The organism is Mesorhizobium loti, from assembly GCF_013170705.1.
GTDB classification, from domain to species: domain Bacteria; phylum Pseudomonadota; class Alphaproteobacteria; order Rhizobiales; family Rhizobiaceae; genus Mesorhizobium; species Mesorhizobium loti_D.
On sequence record NZ_CP033334.1, the window covers coordinates 281,079 to 300,039 of the forward strand.

At 64.9% G+C, this 18,961-nt stretch carries 14 protein-coding genes; 6 read left to right on the forward strand and 8 right to left on the reverse strand.

What is annotated here, in order from left to right; genetic code table 11:
- Window position 1: 1 nt before the first annotated feature.
- Genes EB815_RS01285 through EB815_RS01295 form a run of 3 tightly spaced genes read right to left on the reverse strand, consistent with a single transcriptional unit; the run spans window position 2 to window position 4,789 of the window.
- On the reverse strand, window positions 2-487 hold the full coding sequence (locus EB815_RS01285; RefSeq protein ID WP_056569396.1) for an acetone carboxylase subunit gamma: 486 nt from the start codon (window positions 485-487) through the stop codon (window positions 2-4).
- Complete coding sequence (locus tag EB815_RS01290) at window positions 484-2,688, reverse strand: hydantoinase B/oxoprolinase family protein (protein WP_056569393.1); 2,205 nt, start codon at window positions 2,686-2,688, stop codon at window positions 484-486. Before EB815_RS01290 ends, EB815_RS01285 begins: the two co-directional genes overlap by 4 nt.
- 13 nt (window positions 2,689-2,701) lie before the next feature.
- Window positions 2,702-4,789: a hydantoinase/oxoprolinase family protein gene (locus tag EB815_RS01295; protein ID WP_244494035.1), complete on the reverse strand. Its 2,088-nt coding sequence runs from the start codon at window positions 4,787-4,789 to the stop codon at window positions 2,702-2,704.
- Window positions 4,790-4,953: 164 nt separating this feature from the next.
- Here EB815_RS01295 and EB815_RS01300 point away from each other — a divergent pair, with 164 nt between their 5' ends.
- The 4 genes from EB815_RS01300 to EB815_RS01315 all read left to right on the forward strand — a co-directional run bounded on the left by EB815_RS01300 (window position 4,954) and on the right by EB815_RS01315 (window position 11,150).
- Window positions 4,954-5,733, forward strand: coding sequence for a helix-turn-helix transcriptional regulator (locus EB815_RS01300; RefSeq protein WP_056569390.1), 780 nt, complete (start codon window positions 4,954-4,956; stop codon window positions 5,731-5,733).
- Window positions 5,734-5,975: 242 nt separating this feature from the next.
- Window positions 5,976-8,150, forward strand: a complete 2,175-nt coding sequence (locus EB815_RS01305; RefSeq protein ID WP_056569387.1) for an alpha-ketoacid dehydrogenase subunit alpha/beta — start codon at window positions 5,976-5,978, stop codon at window positions 8,148-8,150.
- Between the two features lie 84 nt (window positions 8,151-8,234).
- A complete protein-coding gene (locus tag EB815_RS01310; protein WP_162258914.1) occupies window positions 8,235-9,797 on the forward strand; it encodes an ABC transporter substrate-binding protein in 1,563 nt (520 codons plus the stop codon).
- Between the two features lie 123 nt (window positions 9,798-9,920).
- Window positions 9,921-11,150, forward strand: a complete 1,230-nt coding sequence (locus tag EB815_RS01315; RefSeq protein WP_081295044.1) for an aminotransferase class III-fold pyridoxal phosphate-dependent enzyme — start codon at window positions 9,921-9,923, stop codon at window positions 11,148-11,150.
- Between the two features lie 34 nt (window positions 11,151-11,184).
- Here the strand turns inward: EB815_RS01315 and EB815_RS01320 are convergent, their stop codons facing one another.
- The gene (locus EB815_RS01320) at window positions 11,185-11,922 is read right to left on the reverse strand and encodes a GntR family transcriptional regulator (RefSeq protein ID WP_065005413.1); all 738 of its coding nucleotides are present in this window, start codon (window positions 11,920-11,922) and stop codon (window positions 11,185-11,187) included.
- Between the two features lie 116 nt (window positions 11,923-12,038).
- On the opposite strand from EB815_RS01320, the gene otnK reads away from it, so the two are divergent.
- Both otnK and EB815_RS01330 read left to right on the forward strand, forming a co-directional pair.
- Complete coding sequence (gene otnK / locus EB815_RS01325; RefSeq protein WP_065005414.1) at window positions 12,039-13,415, forward strand: 3-oxo-tetronate kinase; 1,377 nt, start codon at window positions 12,039-12,041, stop codon at window positions 13,413-13,415.
- Window positions 13,415-14,053 carry a class II aldolase/adducin family protein gene (locus tag EB815_RS01330; RefSeq protein WP_056569377.1) on the forward strand — a complete coding sequence of 213 codons (639 nt, stop codon included), beginning with the start codon at window positions 13,415-13,417 and terminating at the stop codon, window positions 14,051-14,053. Before otnK ends, EB815_RS01330 begins: the two co-directional genes overlap by 1 nt.
- A 25-nt stretch (window positions 14,054-14,078) precedes the next feature.
- Here EB815_RS01330 and EB815_RS01335 read toward each other — a convergent pair whose 3' ends face one another.
- From EB815_RS01335 to EB815_RS01350, 4 genes are read right to left on the reverse strand one after another with little or no spacing between them, the layout of a single operon-like run.
- Window positions 14,079-15,515: an NAD-dependent succinate-semialdehyde dehydrogenase gene (locus EB815_RS01335; protein ID WP_056569374.1), complete on the reverse strand. Its 1,437-nt coding sequence runs from the start codon at window positions 15,513-15,515 to the stop codon at window positions 14,079-14,081.
- Window positions 15,516-15,533: 18 nt separating this feature from the next.
- Window positions 15,534-16,805 (reverse strand): CaiB/BaiF CoA transferase family protein, encoded by a 1,272-nt coding sequence (locus EB815_RS01340; protein WP_056570369.1) that lies wholly within the window; start codon window positions 16,803-16,805, stop codon window positions 15,534-15,536.
- 40 nt (window positions 16,806-16,845) lie between these two features.
- Complete coding sequence (locus EB815_RS01345) at window positions 16,846-17,886, reverse strand: ABC transporter ATP-binding protein (RefSeq protein ID WP_056569373.1); 1,041 nt, start codon at window positions 17,884-17,886, stop codon at window positions 16,846-16,848.
- On the reverse strand, window positions 17,883-18,959 hold the full coding sequence (locus EB815_RS01350; protein ID WP_081294939.1) for an ABC transporter ATP-binding protein: 1,077 nt from the start codon (window positions 18,957-18,959) through the stop codon (window positions 17,883-17,885). The genes EB815_RS01345 and EB815_RS01350 overlap by 4 nt, the downstream gene beginning before the upstream one ends.
- Window positions 18,960-18,961 lie beyond the last annotated feature (2 nt).

The window sequence follows — 18,961 nt, forward strand, 5'->3', positions numbered from 1 at the left end:
CTCAAAGAGGCTTGCCCAGCCATTCGCGATAGAAGCCTTCCAGATCCGGTTCGAAATCGTGCACGATGGGATAGCCGGGTGCCGCCGCTTCGACCTCGTGCATGGTGCCGCACTCAGGGCAGATGAATTCGCGAATCTCCATCCATTGCGGATCGGGGATATCGCTGTTGGGATAGATTTCGCGCAGCGATTCCTCGGTGTTGCGCACGATAATCGAAGCCTTCAGCTTCCAGTTCTTCCGGTAGTCGCCGAAGGAATGGCCGCATTCGCAGCGTGTCACCCTCTCGTCGCCGCTCTGGCAGATGAACAGATGATCCGAGACCGGCAACAGGATCGGATCCTTCCAGCCGACGCGGTCCTGCAGCACCGCGACATATTTGAAGAAGCGGTCGTCGTCCTTGTAGGCGCTCATGACGCGCCGTGTCTGTGGCCAGGGCAGTGTGCCCGCGACCAGATCGGCAATGACTTCCTTGCTGTACGAGGTCATGGCTTTGCTCCCGGCATGAAGATCGATTTGGCGTCGACGTTCCAGAAATCGCTGAATTCCCTGGTGAAGCGCGACGACAGCTTGATCGCGCTGGCATACATTTTCTTCACCTCGGGTGCGAAGTCGGCCTTTTCGACACGGTGGCGTTCGGCCGCGATCCACTCCGAGACCGGCCTTGCCTGCGCGAGCCGCCTGGCGCGCATCTCGGCGCGATGACGTTTGGTGGCCTCGAGATTGGCGACAGGATAACCCTCCTCATCCTCATCCAGCATGATGCCGAAGATGCCCTCGGCCGCTTCCTTGGTCAGATAGCCGTTCTCGACATCCATCGCCGTCTTGATCGGGTCGCGCTCCAGCACGTCGCCATAGCCGCCGCCACCATTGTAGGAATGGGTGAAGACGTCCCCGGTCTTGTGCGGGGCGGTGATGTAAGGCCCTTCCATCGTCACATGTTCGCCCTGCAGCCGCAGTTCGAGTTCCGAGCGATGCGGGTTGGTGCCGGTGTGGTGGGCGAGCGGCGCCCGCTTTTCGGCGAGTTCGAAGATGTTTGAGTCGCGCACCGCGCGATGCTTCTGGCAGGTCGGCGCCGGATAGCCGCCGCACATGCCGCCATTGTCGAACACACGGGAGGAATGCTCCGATGTAACCAGCCTGAGATGGTCGGTCTTGTTGACCAGCCATGTCGACAGAAAGGAGCAGCCGCCGCGATATTTGCCGGCGCCGCCGGAATTGGGAACGATGGAGCGGCCGATATAGACCATCGGCATGCTTTGTTCCCAGATCTCGATGTTTCCCATGTCGGATTCAGGGTTCCAGCCGACATAGGCGGTGTCCAGCCCATCCTTGATCGCCAGCGCGCCGGAACCGGCGGCGGCACATTCGAAATGCGCCATGCCGAACAGCTTGCCGTACTGGCTGGTGCCGCCCATTTCGATCATCGGGCTGTTGACCTGGCCGACGAAGGCTTCCTCGACAAAACCGCGGCCGATGAAGGAACGCGACAAAAGTCGCTGGAACACGCCATAGGCAGGAAGCAGCAAGGCCCATGAAGTGGCGGTCGCAACCATCTCGTTGTCGGGGTTGGTCCAGGTGCCGTGCGGCAGTTTCAGTTCGGTCGCCATCCACGCGCCGTCATTGACCAGGCCCTCGAAATTCATGTGCTGGGTGAGCGTCACGAACATGCCGCCATCCATGCCGGCCGGCGTGCAGTTCATCGAATGGTAGCCCCAGGGCTGCGTGCCTTCGAAGTCCATGATAATCTTGCCGTCGGTGGTGATCTCCATCTCGATCGGTATGTTGTAGAGCCAGTCGGGATCGCCGAGCGGCTGGTAGCCCGGCTTGCCCTTGGTGACGTGGCCGTAGAAGGTGTGGCCGCGATAGATGCCGGGCACCGTCAGCTGGCGCGTGCGGGCGAGCTGGGCACGGCGCCCTTCTTCGATGAACTCCTTCGACACCTGCATCCAGTAGTCGAGGCCGATCTCGTCGATCAGCGCCTTGACGCTTTCGCGCATGTCGATGCAAGAGGCGACCTTGGCCTTCTCGTCGAGCACCCAGTAGATCGGCATGCGCAAATTGCGCTCGCAGCGGATGACATAGTCGCGGCGGATCTCGTCGTTCTCACCGACCTTTTCGGCGCAGACGAAAAGACCCTCGGTGAAGCGCTCCTGCGCCAGCGCCACGTCGCCGCCGGGCGTGATGCCGCCAGCCTCGAGTTCGTGGCAGACCGCGCCGGCCCAGCCAACCAGCTTGCCCGAATGGAAGATCGGCACGACGTCCATCACGTCGGGCACCTGCACCGTGCCGATGAAGGCATCGTTGTTGGCGAAGATATCACCGTCGCGGATGCAAGGGTTCTCTTCGTAGCCGTTGCGGATCATCCATTTGATGAAGCGGCTCATCGTGTGCACATGCACCATGATGCCGTTGGAGAGCGCGATCGCATCGCCTTCCGGCGTGTAGATCGCGACGACCATTTCACCGACTTCGCGCACGCCGGGCGAAGCGGAGATGCGGCGGGCCATCTCGCGTGCCGAGACGCAGTAGGCGCGCAGCTTGGTGTGCAATGTCTCGAACTTCAGCGGGTCCTGGTTGCGCAGCTCGAGCTCGGTGATGCCGTCATAGCAGCCGGTCTCTTCCATGAGCCGTTCGGATTCGATCAGCCGCTCGCGGATGCGCAGCGCGGAGGCGGGTTTGTCCAGCATGGCGTTCGCCCTCTCAAGCGTGGGTGTAGTGCAGCAGCGTCCATTCATCGACATGGACACGGTCTTGCGGGTGAACGACGAGCGTTGTCGCCGGGTGTTCGATGATGGCCGGGCCGATGACCTCGTGGCCCGGCTGCAGAAGGTCCATCTCGTAGAGATTGGCCTTGTGCCAACGTCCGCCGATATAGGCATCGCGAACGCCCTTGTGGGCGGACGCCGGATCCGACTTGCCGAGCGGGCGCTTTAGCAGCACCGGCTTGACCTTGTCGGCGGTGGCGATGAGGCCGAGTTCGGTGATCGAGAAGCCGGCCTCGCCATAGCGCGAAACGCGATGGTTGACCTTGGCATAGACCGCTTCGAACTCGTCGATGACCCTGCGCATGTCTTCGGCCGAATGGATGGCCGACAGCGGCGCCATCACCTCGACGTCCTCGAGCTGGCCGGTGTAGCGCATCATCAGGAACGGCACGGTCCTGATCTTTTCGCGCGCATGGCCGTCCTCGATCATCTCGTCGACCGCCGCCTTGGTGAGGTCGTCCCAGACATTGGTGACCTTCCTGCCGAAGGCGAGCAGTTCGTCGTCGCCGGCGCGTGCGCCGATGTCGTGCTGTGTCGACACCGAATGCCGGCGCATGAAATCGGCGGTGGTGCAGCCAAAGGCCGAGAAGGCGGCGGCGAACTGGAAGGTGATGATATCCTTGAAGCCGATGCCCCTGGAGCAACCGGCCAGATGCAGCGGACCCGAGCCGCCATAGGAGAGCAGCGTGAATTCCGAGGGATGGATGCCCTGGCCGGAGATGACGCGGCGCAACGCATTGTTGGCGTCGGCCTCCAGCATGTCGATCATGCCTTCCGCGGCCTCCTCGACACCGACGCCGAGCAGGCGTGAGCACTTTTCCTCGAAGGCGGCCCGGGCCTTCTCGACCTGCAGCACGACCTTGCCGCCGAGGAAATAGTGGGGGTTGAGGCGGCCGAGTATGGCGTCGCAATCGGCGATGGTCGGCTCCGTGCCACCCTTGGCGAAGCAGATCGGGCCGGGGTCGGAGCCGGCGCTTTCCGGCCCCAGCGAGACTTTCTTGGTCAGCGGGTCGACCTTGAGGATCATGCCGGCGCCGGCGCCGATCGTGTCGAGATGCAGCGTCGGGACGTTGAGCTTGAAGCGGTCCATCAGCGGCTCGTTCTCGATCCGCGTCTGGCCGCGGGTGATGACGCCCATGTCGAAGGAGGTGCCCCCCATATCCGAGCAGATCAATGAGTCGTTGCCGATCAGCTTGCCGACATAGGCCGCGCCGAGGATGCCGCCGATCGGACCGGAGATCATGGTTTCATGCAGGCGCGGGTGGTTGATGGAGGTCAGACCGCCGAAGGAGAGCAGCGTCTGCACGCCGTATTTGAAGCCGTATTTCTTCGCGACGTCCTCGATGCCCTTGAGCTGTTGGCGGCCGCGCGAGGTGGCATAGGCCTCGATCAGCACCGAGTTCAGCCGCGACTGCTCGCGGATGACGGGGCGGACCTCGTGGCTGGTGTAGACGCGGATATCGGCACCGGCGGCAGCGACCTCCTCACGACATATCTCGGCGATGCGCTTCTCGTGCACCGGATTGACATGCGAGAAGATCGTCATGATGCAGATGCCCTCGACCTTGTCGGCGATGAGCTTCCTGGCGGCGGCAACGACCTCATGTTCGTAGAGCGGCAGGATGATATCGCCGAACTGGTCGATGCGCTCGGTAACGCCATGGGTGCGGCGGCGCGGCACAAGCGGATCGGGATGCTGGTGGGTCACCGCATGGAGGCGGTCGGCGTAGGAATAGTCGGCCCAGGCCTGCAGGCCGCGGCCCATCAGGATCATGTCCTCGAGGCCCTTGGTGGTGATCAGGCCAAGCCGGCGGCCGGTGCGCGACAACAGCGTGTTGAGCATGCCGGTGCCGGAATAGAGCACCACGTTCACGCCCGAAAACAGCTGTTCCAGCGAGATGCCCCAGGCATCGGCCGCATCTTCCGCCGAGGCGAGGAAACCTTCGGCCTCGTTCTTCGGCGTGGTCGCGGATTTGCCGATCTTGAAGTGGCCGTCCTGATCGACAAGGATGGTGTCGGTCATGGTGCCGCCGGCGTCGATGCCGATGACGATGGGGTTGGTAGTGATCTGGTCCACGGGTCGCCTTCCCTCTTCGAGAATGACCGCAGGCTAGATTCGATCGCGCGGATCGCGCCATATGCCTAAAGGCACAATGACGGGCGGGGACTCGTCACCGACAAAGAGGCATGCGCATGGGCAATATCTGGGCGCCGCTCGCAAGGGCGATCGCCGCCACCGGCACGGACAAGCATGTCGACTGCCTGATCGATCTGATCGGCGCCGACATCGATCACGACCTTGTCACGGTGACGCGCTACTCGACGACCCGGACACCGGAATTCGTCAAGCACCGGCGCTTCTCCGACGAGATGGTCCAACGCTATCTCGCCAGCTACTACGTCTTCGACCCGTTCTATGCCTCCTGGCGGCGCGAGCGCCGATTGGGCATCATGCCGTTGAAGCGGTTTGCCGACGACGAGGCGAAGCGCGGCCAGTACATAGCCGGCTTCCTGACGCAATCGGAGATCTGCGACGAGGTCGGCATCATGCTCGCCGATGGCGGCGACTGGTGCCTCGGCATCTTCCTCGACCGATCGACCAGCGCGTTCAAGGAAAGCGAGATCGCCCTTCTGGACGAGCGGCTGCCGGTGTTCGAGGCACTGCACGCGCTCGACATCAAGGCGCGCGGACGAGCGTTCCTTCGCACGTCGGCGCCAACCGGTCCAGGCGCCTCACCCAGGCAGGAGCCGACCATCCCGACGAGCCTTTGGCCGGAACTGTCGCTGCGCGAGCGCGAGCTGGTGCAGCTGATCCTGGCCGGCCATCCGACGGCCAACATCGCCGAGCGCCTCGGCATCACCGTCGGCACCGTCAAGAACCACCGCCGGCGCATCTATGAGAAGCTCGACATCACCACCGAGCGGGAATTGTTCCTGCAGTTTTTCCAGCACCGGGCCGACCGGTAGCCGGCCTCCAATGTCTGCGCCAAGTGGCCTCCGGTGCCGCCGAAACGATCCGATCACGCGCCTCAAAATTCCACTTGCGGAACCGCGCCGTCCCGGCTTAGTCTCGGCGTTGCGCAGAAAATGAAATTTAATTCCATTTACCTGCCGAACCCCGAAGGCCAGTGTCGTGCCGAGAAAATCGTCTGATACGATCGACTGAGACAATATTTGATATATCATCTACCGAAACGGAACTAGCATACATGGTTCAGCAGACAGCGATCCAGCCATCAGCGCCCTGGTTGCGGCTCGACGTCGACGAGTCCGACTGGAACGCCGCCGAGGTCTCGAACCTCGTGCGCTGGTATCACCAGATGCTGCTCATCCGCCGTTTCGAGGAAAAGGTGCTCGACCTCGCCAATGCCGGACTGGTGCACGGTCCCGCACACGCAAGCATCGGGCAGGAAGCGACGGCGGTCGGCGCCATGTCGATGCTTGGCACCGGCGACCGCATCAACGGTACGCATCGCGCCCATCATCAGGTGCTGGCCAAGCTCGTCAACGCACAGACACCGGCCGGGTTCAACCCGCTGCACGACGCTTTCAGTGCGGACATGCAGGGATCCGTGCGGGGCCTGATGGCCGAGATCATGGGGCTCAACGCGGGTTACTGCGGCGGCCGCGGCGGCTCGATGCATATGCGCGACGATGCTTCCGGCATTCCCGGCACCAGCGCCATCATCGGCGGCAACCTGCCACATGCGGCGGGCTATGCGCTGGCCGACAAGCTGCTCGGCACCGGCAACATTTCGGTCGCCTTCTTCGGCGACGGAACGATGATGGCCGGACCGGCCTATGAGGCGATGAACATCGCCGCGCTCTACCGGCTGCCGGTGATCTTCTTCGCCGAGAACAACTTTTATGCCGTCTCCACCCATGTCAACGAACAGACGCGCGAGACGCGGCTGGCGTCACGTGGCCCGATGCTGGGCTTTCGCGGCATCGAATGCGACGGCATGGATGTGGTGGCGGTCCATCACGCCATGCGCGAGGCGCGCCGGGTGATCGAGGAAGACGGCGGGCCTGTGCTGGTCGAGGCGATTTGCTACCGTTTCCTGCACCAGAGCGGCGCGCGGCCGGGCAGCGAGTTCGGCTATCGCACACGCGCCGAGGAGGACGTCTGGAAAGCGCGCGACCCGCTCGCGACGATGGCCGCGCGGCTGAAGACGATGGGCATCCTCGATGCCTCCGACCTCGCCACGCTCGACCAGCGCGTCATGGAGGTGGTCAACACCGCCGCCGACTCGCTGACCGAAATGAGCGGCAACGCGCTGCGCATTCCCGACCATCTGTGGCCAAGCCCCGATGAAGTCGACGACCAGATCCGCGGCGACCTTTCGGAACTCAGGGACGAACGCTTCCTGGAGATCGAGGATGTGCCGCCGGCCGAGACCAGGCCGGTCAAGTTCATGGTTGCCGCATCGGACGTGATCGCGCGCGCCATGGAGCAGGACCCGCGCATCATCATCATGGGCGAGGATGTGCATCGGCTGCGCGGCGGCGTCTCGGGCGCCACCAAGGGCGCGCTGGAGCGGTGGCCTGAGCGCGTGCTGGCGATGCCGATCGCCGAGAACGGTTTCGTCGGCGTGGCGCTGGGCGCGGCCCTGTGCGGCCTGCGGCCGATCGTCGAGATCATGTTCGGCGACTTCTGCCTGGTCGCCGCCGACCAGCTTTTCAATGCGGTCAGCAAGGTGCGGCACATGTTCGGCGGCGGCTTCCCGGTACCGATCGTGGTCAGGGTGCGCGTCTCGCCGCACACCGGCTACGGCTCGCAGCATTCGGGCGATCCGTCCGGGCTGTTCGCACTCTATCCCGGTTGGCGCATCGTCGCGCCGACGACGCCCTTCGACTATGTCGGCCTGATGAATTCGGCGCTGAAATGCGATGACCCGGTCGTCGTCATCGAGCATGTCGAACTGTTCCCGAGCGAGGGGCCCGTTCCGACCGATGACCGAGACTATTGCGTTCGGCTCGGCAAGGCGAAGATCGTCAGGCCAGGCAGTGCCTGCACTTTGCTCACCTCGGCCAGCATGGTGTCCGTTGCCAGGCAGGTGGCCGAGGAGACCGGCGTCGATGCCGAGATCATCGACCTGCGCAGCCTCGACCCGACCGGGCTCGACTGGCAGCTGGTGGAAGCCTCCATCCGCAAGACCAACCGTGTCGCCGTCGTCGAGCAGGTACAGCGCGGACTGTCGCTCGGCGGACGGCTGACACAGGAGATTCAGGACCGCGTGTTCGACTATCTCGACCACCAGGTCCTGCATGTGACGGGCAGCCTTTCGGCTCCCGTCGTATCGGCCCCGCTCAACCGGGCCGCACTGGGCGGCGCTGACAAGCTCAAGGCCGCTCTTCGATCCCTCACCGGCGTGAGCGGGTAGAGCTGATGCATTGCCACAAAGATCCGACAAGAAAATGGGAGAACTGACATGAACATCCTACCGAGAACCAGGACCAGAGCGACGATGCTGGCGGCCGTGCTTATGGCCACCAGCGCCTTCTGGGCGCCGTCGACCTTCGCTCAGGACCAGAAGCCGCTGGTCATCGCGCGCAACATCGACCTCAACTCGCTCGATCCGCACCGCGCCTTCTGCGATACCTGCCAGATCTACAATTCCAGCGTCTACGAATCGCTGCTGACGCTGGACAAGGACAACAAGCTGGTCCCGCTCTTGGCCTCCAAGTGGGAAGGCAATGCCGACCAGACCAGCTTCACCTTCACGCTCGACCCGGCCGCCAAGTTCTCCGACGGTTCGCCAGTCGAAGCCAAGGACGTGAAATGGTCGTGGGAGCGGCTGAAGAACCTCAAGGGCAGCGCCTCGTTCCTGATGGACAATGTCGCCTCGATCGAGACACCGGACGCGCATACGGTCGTCGTCAAGATGGTGGCGCCGAGTTCGGAATTCCTCAACATCGCGGCGGCGCCCTATACGGCTGTCGTCAACAGCAAGGTTGCTTCCGAGGCCGGTGCCAAGGCCGGTGCGGACGCCTCGACCACGGACAATGCCGAGGCCTGGTTCCTGGCGCATTCGGCCGGCAGCGCGCCGTTCGTGCTGAAATCCTATGAGCCCAACTCGGAAGTGCGCCTGGTGCGCAACGACAAGTACTGGCGCAAGGCGCCGGCACTGAGCGAAGTCGTCATCCGCCAGACCAAGGACGCTGTGGCGCAGGCGCAGATGCTGCAGAGCGGCACCGCCGACATCGCCATGCAGATCGACCCGGATACCGCCAAGACGATGACGGGCAGCGACGTCAAGATCGAGACCGTGCCGTCCTACAACTTCATCTATGTCGCGCTGTCACCTGGCGCCAAGGCCAACAAGGTGCCGTTGACGCCCGAGGTGCGCGAGGCGATCTCGCTTGCGCTCGACCGCCCGAGCATCCTCGACTTCACCATCGGCTCCGAGGGCCAGCTGATCAGTGCACCGATCCCGCTCGGCTTCCCCGGCGGCTCGGGCTTCGAGGCGCAGCCCTATGATCTTGCCAAGGCAAAGGAGCTGCTGGCCAAGGCCGGCCATGCCGACGGCTTCGAGATGGAAGCGGCGTTCCCGGGCATGAACGTCTATGGCGTCGACCTGTCGCTCCTGATGCAGAAGGTCCAGCAGGACCTGGCCAAGGTCAACATCAAGCTCGATCTGCAGCCGATCCCCTTCGCCAACTGGCGCGAGCGGATCAACGGCGACGGCATCCCGATGACCGCGGTGTTCTACGCGCCGGACTATTACGGCACCTCGCAGTACATCGAGTATTTCGCCATGACCAAGGGCAGCCCGTGGGCGCGGCGCGCCGGCGCGGAACGCGAGCCTTCGGTGCTCAACCCGAAGGAGTCCGAGCTCTACAAGGCGGCGCTCGCCGCGAGCGGCGACGAGGCCGCCAAGCTCTGGCACCAAGCCGGCGAGGAGATGATCAAGGACAGGGTCATCCTGCCGCTGGTCAGCCCGAACCTGATCCTGGCCTACAAGTCCGACGTCAAGGGCGTGCGCTACAGCGCCTGCTGCAACCTGCCGCTGGCCGAACTCAGCCACTGAGCGAAAAGATGACGGGGAGGCGCATGGTCGCCTCCCCGTTTCTCCACCCTGGAAGATCGGAACATCCTGCGCTTCCAGTATCCAGAATTAATATATGATATATCAATGAGCGGAGACCTCGCCATGCCTTCCCTGATCAACTCCAAGGACCAGCTGCTGCGCGAGCGCGCGGCCTCGGTCATTCCGGGCGGCATGTGGGGGCACATGTCCACGCGCTATCTCGGCTCCGCCTATCCGCAATTCTTCGAGCGCGCCGACGGCTGCAGGGTCTGGGATGTCGACGGGCGCGAATACATCGACCTGATGTGCAGTTGGGGTCCCAACATCCTCGGCCATCACCATCGCGTGGTCGAGGAAGCGGCGGCGCGGCAACGCAGCCTGGGCGACGCCATGAACGGCCCGGGCGAAGTGCTGGTCGAACTCGCCGAACTGCTGGTCAAGACCGTGGCGCATGCCGACTGGGCGATGCTGCAGAAGAACGGCACCGACGCCACCACGGCCTGCGTCACCATCGCGCGCGCCGGCACCGGCCGGCGCAAGGTGCTGGTGGCGCGCGGCTCCTATCACGGCGCGGTGCCGTGGTGCACGCCCTCGCTCGCCGGCGTCACCGCCGAGGATCGCGCCCACCTGATCCATTTCGACTACAATGACGTTGCCAGCCTGGAAGCCGCCGTCGAGCAGGCCGGCAACGATCTTGCCGCCGTTGTCGTCACCGCCTTCCGGCACGATATCGCCCGCGACCAGGAACTGCCGACCGCCGCCTTCGCCAAGCGCGCGCGGGAACTCACCACGGCCGCCGACGCGGCACTGATCGTCGACGACGTCCGTGCCGGGTTCCGCATCGATCTCGCCGGGAGCTGGGAGCCCCTCGGCGTGCGGCCGGATCTTTCCGCCTTCTCGAAGGCTATCGCCAATGGCTATCCGCTGGCCGCCATCACCGGCACGGACCGGTTCCGCGAGGCCGCGACAAAAGTCTATGTGACGGGCTCGTTCTGGTATGGCGCCGTCGCCATGGCCGCGGCGATCGCCACCATCAAGACGCTGCGCGACACCAATGCGATCGCCAGCATGAATGCCGCCGGTGAGAGGTTGCGCTCCGGCCTTGACGCTGCCGCCAGGAAGCATGGCCTTTTGCTTCGCCAGACCGGGCCAGTGTCGATGCCGATGGTGCTGTTCGACGGCGATGCCGAATTCAGTAAGGCCGATGCCTTCTGCTCGGCGGCCTTGCGCGAAGGTGCCTATTTCCATCCCCGGCACAATATGTTCCTGAGCGCCGCGCACACCGCCGGGGACGTCGACCTTGCGCTTCACGCCGCCGATGCCGGCATGGCCGCGGCCGCGCAGGTGGCATGAGCCGGTGCCGATGCGTTTGGGGAGAAAGGATCGCTCAGCCGGCCGCCGAGACCAGGCGGCCGTTCTGCGCGGCGCGGCGCAGTTCCTCAGGCGTGACCGAACCGTCGTTCAGCCTTTCCAGAACCTTGACCAGCAGCCGGCCGCCTTCGATCATGTCCTGCTGGATGCCCTTGCGCACACCGTTCTCGTCGCGTGCGCGCAGCGCGTCGAGTATGTCGAGATGACGGTGCCGGCCGTCATAGGTCGGCCTGGCGTTCGGGTACTGGTAGTTGACCAGCGGGCCGTTGCGCAGCCAGATGCCCTCGATGATGGCGAGCAGTTCCGGCATGCCCGCCGCCTGGTAGATCGAGTGGTGGAATTCCCAATTGTCGCGGACGGCCTCGAACCAGCGGCCATTGTCCTCGTCGTCGATCAGCCTCTCATGCACCGCCGTCAGACGGTCGATCTCGCGCGGCTCGATGCGCGTTGTCGCTGCGGCGCCGGCCATGCCTTCGAGATGCAGGCGGATGCTGCGCAGCTCCAGATATTGGGCGAGCGACAGCTGGGCGACGGTGATCGACCGGCCCGCCTCCATCTCCAGGCCCTTTTCACGGACCAGTTGCATCAACGCCTCGCGCACCGGCGTTTCGGAAACCTGAAGACTGGCGGCGAGGTCGCGGATCTTGAAGCGATGGCCGGGCCAGAAACGGCCCTCCATCATGGCGCGGCGCAGCTCTTCGTAGACGCGTGTCGTCAGATTGTCGCGCGCGATCGGCGCGATGGAAGCAGTCACATCCAGTCTCCGTCCTTGCAGGGCCGCAGGCGTCGCCTGAGTCGAGCGGGCTGTGTATATGATATCACAAGCCGCCTGACCATCGACGTCGGACACGCAAAAATGAGACGAAGCGCATGACCGCCTCGACGCCTTCCCTGTTGTTCGGCGCCATTGCCGACGATCTGACCGGCGGCACCGAACTGGCGTCGATGCTGGTGGCCAGGGGCATTCCGACCGGCTGCACGGTCGGGCTCGAAGCGGCGATCCCGTCGGGCAATCTTGCCCATGTGATCCTGCTGAAAACCCGCGTCATCGCTGCCGGCGACGCGGTGCGCCAGGTGCTCGAGGCCGCCGACCGACTGGCCGAAGCGGGCGCGCGGCAGATCTTCTTCAAATATTGCGCCACCTTCGATTCCACGCCGGCCGGCAATATCGGCCCCTGCGCGGAAGCGCTGCTCGAACGGCTGGGCGGCGGCGTGACGCTGTTTGCACCGGCGTTGTGCGAGACCGGCCGCACGGTCTACCAGGGGCATATGTTCGGCGCTGCGCAATTGCTGGCCGAATCGCCCAAGCGCTTCGATCCGCTGACACCGATGACGGATTCCAACCTGGTCCGCGTGCTGCAGGCGCAAAGCAGGGGCAAGGCAGGGCTGGTGCCCTGGCTCACCATCGATGCCGGCCCGGAAGCCATCCGCGACGCCGTGCGGGAGAAAAGCGCGCGCGGCGAGACGCTGCTGGTCACCGACACGCTCCGCGAGCGCGACCTGGCGGCGATCGCGCAAGCCGCCTTCGACTTGCCGCTGATGACCGGCAACTCCTCGGTCGTGGCGCATCTGCCACCGGCCTGGATGTCACACGGGCTGCTGAGCCGAGACGATCTCGTTGCGGCCAGCCTGCCGGCAGTCAATGGTCCGGCGGCGGTGCTGGCCGGCAGTGTCGCCGATCGCACCATCGAACAGCTCGAACGCTTCGCGCAAAACAATCCGGTGCTGACGATCGATCTCGCCGAGGCTTTTCGCGGCAAGGATGTCATCGCGCAAGCGCGCGCCTTTGCAGGACGGCATCTGCCCGGTGCGATGATCGCGATCGCCACGACCGCACCGCAGGCGACGGTCGAGACGCTGCAGCAGGCGCATGGCCGCGACGTGGTGGCGGCGCGGGCGGAAGAGATACTGGCCGGGATTGCGCAAATCCTGGTGCGCGATCTCGGCGTGCGGCGGCTGGTCGTCGCCGGCGGCGAGACGGCCGGCTCGGTGGTCAAGGCGCTCGGCATCATCCGCATCGCCATGGGCGCCTATGAAGGCCCCGGCCTGTCGCGCGCCATCGCCGACGTCCCCGGCCTGCCCGACGATCCGCTGGCGCTGATGCTGAAATCCGGGAAGCTCGGCGGCACCTACATCTTCGCCGACGTGCTGCGGGACATGACGCGAGCCACCACCATCGCGCCCGCGATCGACACATGGCCGCCGGCAAAGCCAACCATCGAGCCAAGGACTGGAAAGACTTCGTGATGGATACCGAGACCGCACGCGCCAAACTGATCGCCGCGACCGAGACGCTGGACGCCAGCGGGATGAATGTCGGCACCACGGGCAATATCAGCGTGCGCACGGCAGGCGGCATGCTGATCACGCCGACGGGAATTGCCACGAGCGCGCTGCGGCCGGAACAGATGGTGGCGATGCGGCTCGACGGATCCTGGGAGGGCGCCTTCAAGCCGTCGAGCGAATGGGAGATGCATGCCGAGATCTACAAGGCCTTCCCGGAGGCCGGCGCCGTGGTGCATGCCCATCCCGACCATTGCGTGGCGCTGTCCTGCCTGCGCGAGGGACTGCCGCTGTTCCACTACATGGTGGCGGGTTTCGGCGGCGACGATGTGCGCTGTTCGGACTATGCGCTGTTTGCGTCAAGCGAACTGGCCAAGGTGGCTGTTGTGGCGCTCAAGGACCGCAATGCCTGCCTGCTCGCCAATCACGGCATGATCGCCTTCGCCGGCGATCTCGACACGGCGCTGATCCGCACCATCAAGCTCGAAACCCTGGCACGGCAATATCTGCTCGCACGCGGCGCCGGCACGCCGGTGCTGATCGAGGGCAGCGAGCTTGCAGCCATTCGTGGGCGCTACAAGACGTACGGCCAGCAGAAGTAACCGGTCCGGTCTTTCCTGTAATTGCTCAGTCGACCTGCAGATGCGAGACGAACTTCGAGTTCAGATAGCTCTCCAGAGCATCGGTGCCGCCTTCGGTGCCGTTGCCGGAATCGTTGATGCCGCCGAACGGCACCTCCGGCAGCGCCAGGCCATAATGGTTGATCGACACCATGCCGCTGGCAATGCCCGACGACATCTTCGCGGCACTTGCCGCCGAGCGGGTGAAGCCATAGGCGGCGAGCCCATAATTCAGCCGGTTGGCTTCGGCCAGAGCCTCGTCCAGTCCACTCACCGGCGTCATCAGCGCCAGCGGGCCGAACGGCTCCTCGTTCATGGCTCGGGCGTCGGTGCCGACGCCAGACAGGATGGTCGGCTCGAAGAAATAGCCTGAATTGCCGATGCGCTTGCCGCCGGTGACGAGTTCGGCGCCTTTCTGCACGGCGTCGTGGACCAGTTCTTCCATCGCCTGGACACGGCGAGGATTGGCGAGCGGCCCCATGGTCGTGCCTTCGGCGAAGCCATCGCCGACCTTGATCCGGCTTGTCGCCTCGGCGAAGCGGCCGACGAAATCGTCATAGACGGCGCGATCGACGAGGAAGCGTGTCGGCGCGACGCAGATCTGGCCGGCATTGCGGAATTTCGACGCCACCATCACGCGGGCGGCGCGGTCGAGGTCGGCGTCGGGCAGGACGATGACCGGCGCGTGACCGCCCAATTCCATCGTCGCGCGTTTCATGTGCAGGCCGGCGAGCGACGCCAGTTGCTTGCCGACAGGCGTCGAACCGGTGAAGGAGATCTTGCGGATCACCGGATGCGGGATGAGATAGGCCGAGATTTCCGACGGCGTGCCGTAGACGAGGTTCAAGACCCCGTCGGGCAGGCCGGCATCGACAAAGGCGCGCACCAGTTCGGCGGGCGAAGCCGGCGTTTCTTCCGGTCCCTTGATGATGATCGAGCAACCGGCTGCAAGAGCGGCGGACAGTTTGCGCACCGCCTGGTTGAGCGGGAAATTCCACGGCGTGAAGGCGGCGACCGGGCCGACGGGCTCCTTGACCACCGACTGGCTGACGCCCTCGAGGCGCGCCGGCACGATGCGGCCATAGGCGCGGCGCGCTTCCTCGGCGAACCAGTCGATGATGTCGGCGGCGGCGAACGCTTCCATGCGCGATTCGGCAATCGGCTTGCCTTGCTCCAGGGTCATCAGCGTCGCGATATGTTCGTTGCGCTCGCGCAGGATGTCCGCGGCCTTGCGCATCAGCCTGGAGCGGTCGAAAGGCGAGACACGCCGCCAGGCGTCGAACCCCTTCGCGGCGGCGGCGAGCGCTTCGTCGAGATCGTCGATGCCTGCATGGGCGAGCGAACCAAGCTCGGCCTCCGTCGCCGGATTGATCACGGGCATTGTGCGGCCGCCGCGAGCCGGGCGCCACGAGCCGTCTATGTGGAGACGGACGTCAGGATACATGGCAGGCTCCGTGAAAGGTCAGGCGGGAACAGGCTCGGCGGCGGGCGTGTAGATGCCTATGGCACCGGAGCCGGCCAGTTGGTCGATGGCCTCGGGGCCGTAGCCGAGGATGTCGGCCAGTACAGAGGCTGTGTTCTGGCCGAGCATCGGCGGCGCCGTGAAGTCGGCCGTCAGCTGTGCCGCCAGTCCTTGCGCCGGGCGCACCATGGCGACGGAACCCAGATGCGGATGCGGCAAGGTCTGGACGAGGCCGCGCTCGCGGACATTGGGGCTGTCGAAAACTTCCGGTATCGACTTCACCGTACCGGCCGGCACGCTGGCCGCGGCACAGGCCGCCATCCAATGGTCGCGCGGTTTGGCTCTGAAGACCTTCGCCAATTCGGGGATCAGCGCTTCGCGATTGGTGGCCCGCGCTCCTGCCTTGATGAAGCGCGGGTCCTTTGCCAGATGCGGCAAGCCGACGACCTTTTCGCACAGCGCGGCGAATTGCTTGTCATTGCCGACCGCCAACGCAAAGCCGCCATCGGAGGCTTCGAATATCTGGTAGGGCACAACAGTCGGATGCGCGTTGCCGTAGCGGGCGACCTCGCGGCCGGTGTTGAGGTAGCCGCTGCCGACATTGATCAAGAGGCTGAGCGCGCAGTCGATCAGCGACAGGTCGAGGAACTGGCCCTTGCCCGTGGTGGTGCGTTCATAAAGGGCAGCCAGGATCGACTGCGTCGCGACCATGCCGCAGACGACGTCGGTGATGGCGACGCCGACGCGCATCGGCTCGCCGTCGCTCTCGCCGGTGATGGCCATCAGGCCGCTTTCGGCCTGCATGACGAAGTCATAGCCGGGCCGGCCGGCGTCGGGCCCAGTCTGGCCATAGCCGGAGATCGAGCAGTAAATCAGGCGCGGATTGGACGCGCTGAGCTCCTGGAAGCCGACGCCAAGACGGTCCGCCGTGCCGGAGCGGAAATTCTCGACGACGATGTCGGCCTTGGCCGCCAGTTCACGTACGATCGCCAGTCCTTCAGGGCTTTTCATGTCGAGCGCGATGCTCTGCTTGCCGCGATTGGCGCAGAGATAATAGGTCGAGACGCCCTTGTAGCTTGGCACCGACCACGCCCTGGTGTCGTCGCCGCCATCGATGTTCTCGATCTTCCAGACCTCGGCGCCGAGATCGGCAAGGCTCATCGTTGCCCACGGACCGGCAAGCACACGCGAGAGGTCGAGCACCTTGATGCCTTCGAGTGGCAGGCGCGGACGGCTTGCCTGGCCGGCATCCCTGGAGTGGTCTTCAGTCACGATCAAAATCCTTTGCGGCGGCGGCTGGCCTTACGGCCCGTCAGACAGCCTTGAAGGCGTTGACGGGTTCCGGAAAATGGCAGGCGACGCGGTGCTTTTCGCCTGATGGTCCGAGCGGCGGTTCGACGGACGCGCAAATCGCCTGCGCCTTGAAGCAGCGTGTGCGGAAACGGCAGCCCGATGGCGGATTGAGCGGGCTCGGCACGTCGCCCGATAGCACGATCCGCTCGCGCTTGCGCTCCTTCTGCGGGTCGGCGAGCGGCACCGCCGACAGAAGCGCTTGTGTGTAGGGATGCAGGGACCGGGAGTAGAGCTCGGCCGCCGGCGCGATCTCGACGATCTTGCCGAGATACATCACGGCGACATGATGCGAGATATGGCGCACGACCGAAAGATCGTGGGCGATGAACAGATAGGACGTGCCGAAGGATTGCTGGATATCCCTGAGCAAATTGAGCACGCCGGCCTGCACCGAAACATCGAGCGCCGAGACAGGCTCGTCAAGGATCACAACCTGCGGGTTGAGCGCGAGCGCGCGGGCGATGACGACACGCTGGCGCTGGCCGCCGGAGAGCTCATGCGGATAGCGGCGGCCGTGCTCGGGATTGAGCCGCACCAGTTCGAGCAGTTCGGCGACGCGCGCGCGACGGTCGGCCTTCGACATGTCGCTCATGCGCAGCGGTTCGGCGATGTTGTCGGAGATGCGCATGCGCGGATGCAGCGAACCGTACGGATCCTGGAAGACGAGCTGGATGTAACGCCGCATCAGGCGCATGTCCTCGTGGTTCAGCGCCAGAAGGTTCTGGCCGCGGAACCAGCTTTCGCCGCTGGTCGGCTCGATCAGCCGCATCAGGCAGCGCCCGAGCGTCGACTTGCCGCAACCGGATTCGCCGACGAGGCCCAGCGTTTCGCCGGGCGCCACGTCGAAGGAGACATCGGCAACCGCCCGCACATGGGCAATTGCACGGTCGAAGACGAGGCCGCCGCGAACCGGGAAATCCTTGACCAGATGACGAACCGACAGTGCAGCTTCAGGCGCAGGCTTGGTTTCGGCTTGAATTTGTTCCGCTGCTGCGCTCATGGGGCCACGCTTCCAGTCTCCAGGCTAGCCGCCCCCAGCGCAGCGCTGTGGAAGGGCGGCAAGGTGGTCGAGAAATGGCAGGCCGAGAAGCGGCCGCCAATATCATGCAGCGGCGGATCCTCGATCCGGCAGCGCGCCTCGGCATGGATGCAGCGCGGATGGAAGGCGCAGCCGCCGGGCAGACGGCCGAGCGCGGGCGGCGATCCGTCGATGGAGAACAGCCGCTCGCGGCTTTCCTCAAGATTGGGGATCGAGGCAATGAGGCCGCGCGTGTAGGGGTGGCGCGGATCGGCGAACAGATCCGACACATCAGCCTGCTCGACGACACGGCCGGAATAGACCACCGCGACCCGGTCGGCATGGCCGGCGACGACGCCGAGATCATGGGTGATCAGCACCAGGCCGAGGCCGAGCCGCTCCTGCAGCGAACGCAGCACCGCCAGGATCTGCGCCTGCACGGTCACGTCGAGCGCCGTGGTCGGCTCGTCGGCGATCAAGAGATCAGGATCGTTGGCCACGGCCATGGCGATGACGGCACGCTGGCGCATGCCGCCGGAGAATTCATGCGGATACTGGTTGACCCGGCGCTCCGGCTGCGGGATCGACACAAGATTGAGCAATTCGACCGCGCGCGCCATGGCCTGCTTGTGGGTCAGGCGCTGATGCAGCCTGACCGCCTCGGCGATCTGGGCGCCGACCGTCATGACCGGATTGAGCGAGGACAGCGGGTCCTGGAAGATCATGGCGATGCGCGCGCCCCTGATCTTGCGCATTTCGCGAGCCGGCTTGCCGACCAGTTCTTCCCCCTTGAACCGGACGGAGCCGGTGACGACCGCGTTTTTCGAGGTCAGGCCGAGAGCGGCAAGCATGCCGACCGATTTTCCCGAACCGGACTCGCCGACAATGCCGACCACCTCGCCCTTGGCGACGTCGAGGTCGATGCCGCGCACCGCCTCGAACTGGCTGCCCGCCTTGCGGAACCCGACCCGCAGGCCGCGAATGGAGAGCAGCGGCTCGCGCTCGCCTGGCTTGTCGACCGCGCCGGAGCGCGCTGAAGATAGCTGTGCGCTCATCG

What these genes read in the sequence shown, in the direction of transcription:
- EB815_RS01285 (WP_056569396.1), bottom strand. Translation starts at nt 487, where the DNA reads ATGACCTCGTACAGCAAGGAAGTCATTGCCGATCTGGTCGCGGGCACA.
- EB815_RS01290 (WP_056569393.1), bottom strand. Translation starts at nt 2,688, where the DNA reads ATGCTGGACAAACCCGCCTCCGCGCTGCGCATCCGCGAGCGGCTGATC.
- EB815_RS01295 (WP_244494035.1), bottom strand. Translation starts at nt 4,789, where the DNA reads ATGACCGACACCATCCTTGTCGATCAGGACGGCCACTTCAAGATCGGC.
- EB815_RS01300 (WP_056569390.1), top strand. Translation starts at nt 4,954, where the DNA reads ATGCGCATGGGCAATATCTGGGCGCCGCTCGCAAGGGCGATCGCCGCC.
- EB815_RS01305 (WP_056569387.1), top strand. Translation starts at nt 5,976, where the DNA reads ATGGTTCAGCAGACAGCGATCCAGCCATCAGCGCCCTGGTTGCGGCTC.
- EB815_RS01310 (WP_162258914.1), top strand. Translation starts at nt 8,235, where the DNA reads ATGCTGGCGGCCGTGCTTATGGCCACCAGCGCCTTCTGGGCGCCGTCG.
- EB815_RS01315 (WP_081295044.1), top strand. Translation starts at nt 9,921, where the DNA reads ATGCCTTCCCTGATCAACTCCAAGGACCAGCTGCTGCGCGAGCGCGCG.
- otnK (WP_065005414.1), top strand. Translation starts at nt 12,039, where the DNA reads ATGACCGCCTCGACGCCTTCCCTGTTGTTCGGCGCCATTGCCGACGAT.
- EB815_RS01330 (WP_056569377.1), top strand. Translation starts at nt 13,415, where the DNA reads ATGGATACCGAGACCGCACGCGCCAAACTGATCGCCGCGACCGAGACG.
- EB815_RS01335 (WP_056569374.1), bottom strand. Translation starts at nt 15,515, where the DNA reads ATGTATCCTGACGTCCGTCTCCACATAGACGGCTCGTGGCGCCCGGCT.
- EB815_RS01345 (WP_056569373.1), bottom strand. Translation starts at nt 17,886, where the DNA reads ATGAGCGCAGCAGCGGAACAAATTCAAGCCGAAACCAAGCCTGCGCCT.
- EB815_RS01350 (WP_081294939.1), bottom strand. Translation starts at nt 18,959, where the DNA reads ATGAGCGCACAGCTATCTTCAGCGCGCTCCGGCGCGGTCGACAAGCCA.